General features: G+C 45.2%; 8 protein-coding genes. 2 read left to right on the top strand and 6 right to left on the bottom strand.

The genetic code is table 11. The features are described 5' to 3' along the window. The first annotated feature begins 527 nt into the window (after positions 1-527). Both AK963_RS22555 and AK963_RS22550 read left to right on the top strand, forming a co-directional pair. Positions 528-1,070, top strand: coding sequence for a YaeQ family protein (locus AK963_RS22555; protein ID WP_066017671.1), 543 nt, complete (start codon positions 528-530; stop codon positions 1,068-1,070). Between the two features lie 104 nt (positions 1,071-1,174). Further along, on the top strand, positions 1,175-1,822 hold the full coding sequence (locus AK963_RS22550) for a hemerythrin domain-containing protein (RefSeq protein ID WP_066017670.1): 648 nt from the start codon (positions 1,175-1,177) through the stop codon (positions 1,820-1,822). A gap of 19 nt (positions 1,823-1,841) precedes the next feature. Here the strand turns inward: AK963_RS22550 and AK963_RS22545 are convergent, their stop codons facing one another. The 6 genes from AK963_RS22545 to hppD form a co-directional block, all read right to left on the bottom strand. Then, positions 1,842-2,759: a DUF4892 domain-containing protein gene (locus tag AK963_RS22545; protein WP_066017669.1), complete on the bottom strand. Its 918-nt coding sequence runs from the start codon at positions 2,757-2,759 to the stop codon at positions 1,842-1,844. Between the two features lie 41 nt (positions 2,760-2,800). Next, the gene (locus AK963_RS22540) at positions 2,801-3,658 is read right to left on the bottom strand and encodes an alpha/beta fold hydrolase (protein ID WP_066017668.1); all 858 of its coding nucleotides are present in this window, start codon (positions 3,656-3,658) and stop codon (positions 2,801-2,803) included. Between the two features lie 217 nt (positions 3,659-3,875). Next, positions 3,876-4,550, bottom strand: a complete 675-nt coding sequence (locus tag AK963_RS22535; RefSeq protein ID WP_238593817.1) for a Bax inhibitor-1 family protein — start codon at positions 4,548-4,550, stop codon at positions 3,876-3,878. Between the two features lie 161 nt (positions 4,551-4,711). Beyond that, a complete protein-coding gene (locus tag AK963_RS22530; protein WP_066017666.1) occupies positions 4,712-5,488 on the bottom strand; it encodes a cyclase family protein in 777 nt (258 codons plus the stop codon). Between the two features lie 268 nt (positions 5,489-5,756). Further along, positions 5,757-6,626, bottom strand: a complete 870-nt coding sequence (gene phhA, locus AK963_RS22525) for a phenylalanine 4-monooxygenase (RefSeq protein ID WP_420795625.1) — start codon at positions 6,624-6,626, stop codon at positions 5,757-5,759. 99 nt (positions 6,627-6,725) lie between these two features. After that, entirely contained in the window at positions 6,726-7,805 is a 1,080-nt protein-coding gene (hppD, locus tag AK963_RS22520; protein ID WP_420795624.1) for a 4-hydroxyphenylpyruvate dioxygenase, read from the bottom strand. Positions 7,806-8,221: the final 416 nt, after the last annotated feature.

Here is an 8,221-nt window from a genome sequence, read left to right as displayed (position 1 = left end):
TCATCCTGAGTTTTAATCTGACTGGCTATTTGATCTACCAGTTTTTCGTTGATTTCAACGCTCATTGTTATTCTCCATTTTGGAGTATTAACGACAAGCGTTTACACAATTTAAATTACATTCCCGTTTCAAAATTTTATTGTTGTTGCCTGTCTCATCTTCGTAGCCTTTGTGTCACCTCCCCCGCGACGCAAAGACCTTTAACTGGAGAAATCCCCCTTCTCTTTCCTCCACCAGGCGTAAGCCATAATACGTATTGTTTTTTTCTACCATATTGACCTGCATCAACATTACATCATCTTGACAATAGCTATTGTTAATTACTTTCCATAGAGGCAGGTCTTGTATCCCTTGGTGCGCAACTGCTGGAATAAAATCGTTCAACCATGCAATGACTATCATGATCGCTACTCACGCTGACTACTTGTCACTGCCCATGTACTTTTACTCATTTATCATCAGGTGGACTTCTTGGCAGAAAGCTGCAGCTTCGGGTTAAACTCCACTTTTTATCGAGTTAATGATGCATGGCCCTGAAAGCAACTATCTACAAAGCAGCTGTTAACATAGCGGACATGAACCGCCACTATTATGCCGACCATGATTTAACCCTTGCTCGACACCCATCTGAAAATGATGAACGGGCAATGTTGAGACTCATGGTCTGGTTCCTCCATGCATCAGTGGAGCTTCAGTTTACCAGAGGCATCAGTACTGATGATGAACCTGATATCTGGCAGAAAAATCTCAGTGGTGAAATTGAAAGCTGGATAGAGCTTGGACAGCCGGATGAAAAGCGCCTCAGGAAAGCCTGTGGACGGGCCAAACAGGTTTATATCTATAACTATGGTGGGCGAAATTCCGATATCTGGTGGCAGCAGTATCAGGATAAAGTGAAACGATTTGACAATTTGTATATTTTTCGAATTCCTGCAGAAGGTAACGACTTGACCCGGCTGGTTGACAAAACCATGAAGCTACACTGTTTCATACAGGATCAACAGGTCACTGTTGGCAGCGATTCTGACAGTATCTCCGTCGAGATCTCACAGCGTTTTCCGGATCATTGATCCTTAGAGTTAGCGATTGGTTAACGACCTGAGTGATGACTATCCTGAATGGTTAACGCCCCCTCCATAGTAAGGGGGTTCAATTCCTGACCAGTGGTATCATCATGCGTCACAACCTCTATGCCTTTCCTCATAAAGGCCTTCGGCAAGGTCTGACCAGTCTTCTATCAAGCCTGGACACAACGGATGCAGAAGATCAATGCGCCGTCCATATGTTGAAAGAACAGGCCTCTGAACTGGCTTTTATGGTGAAAAACCACTCTCATTCTGAAAATGAAGTACTCATGGTTTCCCTTGCTGAAAAAATGGGAAAAAGCTTAGAGACAGAGCGTGATGTTGAAGAGCATGAGAAACTGGATAAACAGATAACCGCTCTGTCAGAACAGTTATCTGAGTTATCCGTAGCACCGTCTGAGGAGAATCTCCAGTACATCAGACAACAGGCGAACCTGTTGATTCCCGATCTATTGAAGCACATGCAATTAGAGGAAACCCGGTTTCTGCCGCTGTTCTGGCAGTATTTCTCTGACACGGAGTTAAACCAGCTTCATGATCAGGTAATGGCGAGCATGACCCCTGAGCAGATCGTTTTGTGGCTTAAATATATCGTGCCAGCTCTGACGCCAAGCGAAAGAACCGGCTTGGTCACACTTCTAAAGAAGAATGTCCCATCGGATATTTTTAATCAGCTGATGGACGTAGCAGAACAGACATTGGATCCGGAAGAGTTCGTGCGCATCAGCCATATTTGAGTCAATCTTCATTCGGACTTTAATTTAAAGGCACAATTTCAAGCCAGAAAGATGGCTTTGGTCCTGGATCCAGCGAACTGTCATGAGTGCCAATGGAAATATTGAAGCGTAGTCGTGACTCGCTGATCCCCTGTTCCTTTAAATATTGCACAATTGTATTTTGCAGCACTTGCATTTTGTTCTGCCACGTATCCAGCTCTACCAGGGTATCGGGCACCGTGCTGTGAATGATAAGCAGTGCATTCATGGATGAATCAGAGTTCATGTTTGCTGCAAATGACGTCAGATCAGAGCTCTTTTCAATGTCTGATTTACCGGAAGCAAGTCTCAGGAAACTACTGCCGCTACTCTGTTCCGCAGTACTTTCCATCTCATAGTCATAAGGCTTAAAGACATCCAACAAGGTATAAATACGGCCATTCCCGCGTCTAATTGCGTAGACCGCATAAAAAATGTTCTGCTTTTTCCCAATATAAAAAGCCTGTTCTTTATCCTGACCATAGAGCGTTGAAATGTCGAAGATATCATTAGCCCAGAAATTACTGGCACCACAGGAAAAACTGCGACATTCGAACAACGTCTCAACACCCTCTGCCCGCAACATGCTGACATAAAACTCATAGCCCTGGTTACTGCTGTGACCGGGAGGCAGAAAGTAGAGGTGCCTGATCAGGTGCCCATCAAGCCACTTAGCACCGTCAGAGGTAACAACGCCGTTTACCCGCTTCATCCGATGGGTAATGATCGGATGATTCTGGCGACTCTCATTGACGGAAAGCTCAGTACGGGCATTAGGATACGCTGGAAGTTCCAATGCATTAGTCGAAGGAACAATGACCAGGCAAAGGAAGGCACTGATAATTTTGTTGGTAGTGGTTAAATAGCGCGATTGAAGAGTCTTCAGTAGACCCAGGATATCTACAGTCACTTTATTCATGAAATACAATCCAAGGCTTCCCCCATCGACGCTTCAGACTATCATAATTTTCGGCCTAAAACAGAGTTAACTATATCGGCAATAGCTTCCACCTGATCATCCATATGAAGATGATGATTGCCTCTCATCGGGTGAAAATGAATATTGGGAAGCTGCTCATGATACTGGGTAATAGCATCACTGATCGCACCACTGTCAACATAGACCATATGGGCAGGACAGGTCATCTGTCGGGGAAATGCCAGGGTCTGCTCAAGGGAAAAACGTGTAGGAGACCCCAACTTAAGCCGCGGGTCAGCCGTCCAGATCCAGTCTTCGCCATCCTCAATAATCGATCGATCCACCAGCAGCTCTGAGGATTGTCTGGACACTTTGAACTGGCTCATTGCCCTGGCACGAACCGCCTGCTGTTTTGATCGATAGCGGGTTACTGGCAGCTGATCAGCCGGTGTTCTGCGTTGATTGATATAGTCCGCCAGCGCCTTTGGGGCATCTCCGGGGTTCCTTGGCCAGGGGAAAAGCCCATCAATCGCCACCAATCCGCTAACCTGGTCTTTCAGAACTGAGCCCGCTGCCATGGTACTGACCACCCCTCCCATGGAATGACCGAGCAGACCAAACCGTTCAAGCTTCAGAGACTCCGCAATATAGACCAGATCTTCAACGTAGTGCCAGACATCGTAACTGAACCACGCTGGACGGTGATCAGAAAGACCATGACCGGCCTGATCCACAGCGATTAACCTTATACCCTTTAGCTTTGCTGCCATTGGGGTAAAACTTGCCGCATTGTCAAGCCAGCCATGAAGGGCTATCACCGGTTGCCCCTGAGGGTCTCCCCACTCCATGGCTGCAAATGTCAGATGAGGTGTTTGAATGCTCAGTTCCCTTGGCTGCATCGAAGACTCCTTGTAACGCAAAGCAATGGCCCATTAAAAAACAAGATCGCACACCCGAATGAATACCATGGCAGATCTGATTAAAATAGCTGAATACTAACACACAGAAGGGACATGGAAATAAGGGGTATCTGGAATGATCAGGAAATTAGAAAACGAGAACAGTTCTTGAAGAGCTGCCCACTTCAAAGACAGGGACAGCTCATGAGTCAGCAAGCTACTTTGAGAGTCGCAGCAACTCGATAATACGAATGAACAAGTTGATAATGGCCATATAAAGCAAACCACCAAAATCAATTGCCTGATCCAGCGTATCACCACAATCCTGCATATCAGCCCAATGATAGCCAATATAGCCGCACATGCTGATGGCAACAATCCAGTGAAAAAAATTACCACTCTGGCCGAACAGGAGAATCCAGCCAAACTCAATAATAACTACAGACAAGACAATCACAGCAAGAATCGTGTGAAGGCGCATAAATAATTTTGGTAAAAGGGTTGCGGCTATAATCATTCCGAATGTGGTCCATGCCGTATACTGAATGGCACGAATCACCTCTTCACCACTAAAGTACCCAAGATAAATATTTAACAGAAAACCGACAGTAGAGGTCATAATGCTATAACCAATAAAACTGAAAAGTGGCATTTCGTAATAGAGCATAATTACCACCCCAATCCCACTCATCACAAAATAGAGAAGCAGAAAGACCCAGAGGTCAAGTGCTGTCAGCCATTCCGTAGGAAAATACTGTACAATCCAATAGTTGAGTAGAAAGCCCCACATCAGAACAAGACCAACAACCAGATTGAATACCGGCTTGCTTACCTGTCTATCCTTAAGAAAAATCAGAGTCAGATACTCTGTAAAATCCCTTTTCTGCCCCATTTCCATAAGCACCCCAACCAAGACAATATAAACGACACATTGTGTTTAAATAATGAAAAATATTACCTTATGTAGAGGCCGAGTGAGGAGTCAGTGTTTTCCTTTAAAAAGGCGGTATAACATCGTATTTAGAGCAGGCAGCGAATGATAATCTCCGACAGCTAGTCATCAAGAATGGCAACCGCCCGTGTCCATCCGGCAGATGCACCACGAATTTTTACCGGAAAACAGGAAACCATAAAGCCTTTATCCGGAAGAGCCTCCAGATTATGAAGCTTCTCCAAATGGCAGTAGGCCATATGTCGACCCGCTTTATGGCCTTCCCAGATCAGGGAAGCATCTTTTGTTTTCTGATATTTCTCTGCAGTATGTACAAAAGGGGCATCCCAGCTCCAGGCATCTGTCCCCGTCAACTTAACCCCTCTCTCAAGCAGGTACAGCGTGGCCTCAAGGCCCATCCCACAACCAGAAGCCACATAATCATCCTTACCATAGTGACTGCCAGCCCGGGTATTGACCACAACAATATCCATCGGCTGCAGTTCATGACCTATTCTGGCTAATTCCTGCTCAACATCTTCAGCCGTCACCACATACCCATTATCATAATGGCGAAAATCGAGTTTTACCCCTTGCTGGAAGCACCAGTCCAAAGGTACTTCATCAATGGGTATAGCCCGCTCTCCCTCATTCATTGTGGAATGAAAATGATAAGGAGCATCCAGATGGGTTCCGTTATGGGTAATCAACTCTACTTTCTCAATAGCCCATGCTTCCCCATCCGGCAGGTCCTCCTGTTCCAGCCCTGGGAAAAAAGGGGCTATTTGAGAGAATGTGTCTTTATGGGACATGTAAGTAATCTTAGGGCCGTATCCCGGGGGATCGGATATCACATCATTTTCCAGGTGCATGGAAATATCAATTATCCGTCTTGGCACTGAGACTCTCCTCAAATCGGTTCTTTTTTGAATCTGTATATTTATAGTCAGCTAGTAGTTCGGCAACTAACGCGCGCCCAACTTTACGCCTCAACACATAGATAATTAGCAGTTTCCAGGATCTGATCAACCTTAAAAGTTGTTCCTGATTAACTTATGCCAAGAATAAATATGATTGGATATTATCATCTATCAATGAGCGCTAATCGTAATAGATAAAGAACTATTATGCTGAGTTCTACCACCTTGAAGTGGTAGAAAGCTCATCTCACGCAGCACCTTCCTTAGGCTTTGGCTCAAACATAGGGGGAAGCAGAGGCATCGTCATAGCCTGATGTACCAGCGCCATAATATCCATTTCGCAGAGACGATGAAGGACCGTAATATCGTCCAATACATAATACAATGGCTGCAAGATATCGATCCGGTAGGGAGTTCTCAGTGCAGTCAGTGGATCAAAGGGTGTTCTGACGGGAATATCACTATCCAATGCATAGGCCGTTTCACCATAGCTGGAGAGAATGCCACCTCCGTAGATACGTAAGCCCTGTGAGGTATTCAATAAGCCAAACTCAACCGTCAGCCAATAGAGTCTGGCAAGATAAACCCGTTCTTCTTTGGTGGCAGCCAATCCAAGCCTGCCATAGGTTTCCGTAAAGTCAGCAAAATCCTGGTTGGTGAGCAAAGGACAGTGACCAAATATTTCATGAAAAATGTCCGGTTCCTGAAGATAATCCAGCTCTTCTCTAACCCGAATAAAGGTAGCAACAGGGAATTGCTTGTCCGCTAAAAGCTTAAAAAAACTGTCAAAGGAAATCAGAGCAGGTACTCTGGCAACTCCCCAGCCGGTTTTATCGTTAAGAACCCGGTTGATTTCATCCAGCTGGGGGATACGTTCTGATAGCATGGCGAGCTCTTCGATACCGCTCATATATTCATCACATGCCCGGCCTTTCAGTAACTCAATCTGTCGGTGATACAGAATACTCCAAGTTTCGTGCTCCTCTTCCGTATATTCAATAAAGCCCGACTCATCAGGCTTTCTGGCCTGATATTTGGATGACTTCATAAATACTCTCCCCGACCTTGTTGATGGGGTAATGAATTGCCGAATTACCCCACACGATTGAAGGTTCATTCCCTGAAAAGCCTATAATAAATATAGGCCATCTGTAGTTACGCCACACCCAACAAACACATAGACCTTTATCAAATCAATGTGTTACAGGTAGGACAATTAAAGAACACCCCTTTTAATCTGGTCTCGTTCTATGCTCTCGAATAGAGCGGTGAAATTACCTTCACCAAACCCTTCATCACCTTTGCGTTGTATGATTTCAAAGAAAATTGGCCCAATAACCGTTTCTGTAAATATTTGCAGCAACAACCCCCCGTCTTCTGTAGGTGCCCCATCCATAAGGATGGCGTTTTTCTTGAGCTCATCCAGATTCTCATGATGCCAGGGCAGCCGACCCGGAAGCATCTCATAATAAGTATCAGGGGGCGGTGTCATAAAAGCAGTACCATTCGAGCGCATAGCCGGCACCGTGTAATAAATGTCTTTAGAGTACATGGCAATGTGCTGAATACCCTCACCGTTATATTCCTTAAGATATTCCTCAATCTGGCTCTTATCATCAGAAGACTCATTAATAGGAATTTTTACTTTTCCACAGGGACTGGTCATCGCTCTTGACTTGAGCCCTGTTAGCTTACCTTCAATATCAAAGTATCGAATTTCACGGAAGTTAAAAATATCTTCATAGTACGATGCCCACTTATCCATATTACCCTGATGAACATTATGGGTAAGGTGATCAATAAACGTCAGGCCAACCCCTTCCGGCTCCTGATCTACCCCCTCGATGGGAACGAAGTCCACATCATAGATCGAGCCTTTATCACCGTACCGGTCAACCAGATATATCAGGCTGCCACCAATGCCCACAATGGAGGGAATATTCAGCTCCATTGGCCCACTCTGGGTCGGCCCTGGTTCACAACCCAATTGAAGTGCCCTCTCATATGCAAAAGCCGCATCTTCTACCCGAATAGCAAATGCACAGGCACAGGGACCATGCTCACGGGCAAACTTCTGGGCAAATGAGTCTGGCTCGCCATTCACAATAAAGTTAATTTCCCCCTGGCGATATAATGTCACCTCTTTGGATCGATGGCGCGCTACCGGAACAAATCCAAACTGTTTGAAGAGGCTGTCCAGGGCAACCGGATCAGGCGCTGCGTATTCGACAAATTCAAACCCATCGGTTCCCATTGGGTTCGTGCTGGTAATCTTTGACATTTTGTTCGTTGTCATGCTTCGTCCTCTTTTACATTCCAGCCACAGTATAGAAAAAGTATACGATTGGCCTGATGCAAAAGCCTTGCGATCTGTAGCCTCCTTACGCAAGATGATACAAAAGGTTTGCATCAGATGAATTGGCGGAGCCATCAAACTGGGCTTACACTACCTGACATAAGCAACCAGACCACCCATTTTGTATGGTTCCTGTCAATAAATTCGGCAGAACCCATGATTGCCGGAGGTTGCTAATGGAAGAAGAGCATTATCCCGGTTAGAGAAGATGATTAATGCGTATTTCTGTATACGCGATGTGCGACTTTGTAAGAAGCTATCTCAAATTACTAGCATGATGGTAAGTCCAACTTAAATCTTCAAAATCACACAACTATACGCTTTCCGTTTTTTTAATCTTCGGAAATAAGGTTCTC

The sequence above is a fragment of the Endozoicomonas atrinae genome, from assembly GCF_001647025.1.
Lineage (GTDB): Bacteria > Pseudomonadota > Gammaproteobacteria > Pseudomonadales > Endozoicomonadaceae > Endozoicomonas > Endozoicomonas atrinae.
Note: the sequence above shows the minus strand (reverse complement) of the source record. Positions and strands in the feature narration are given on the sequence as shown.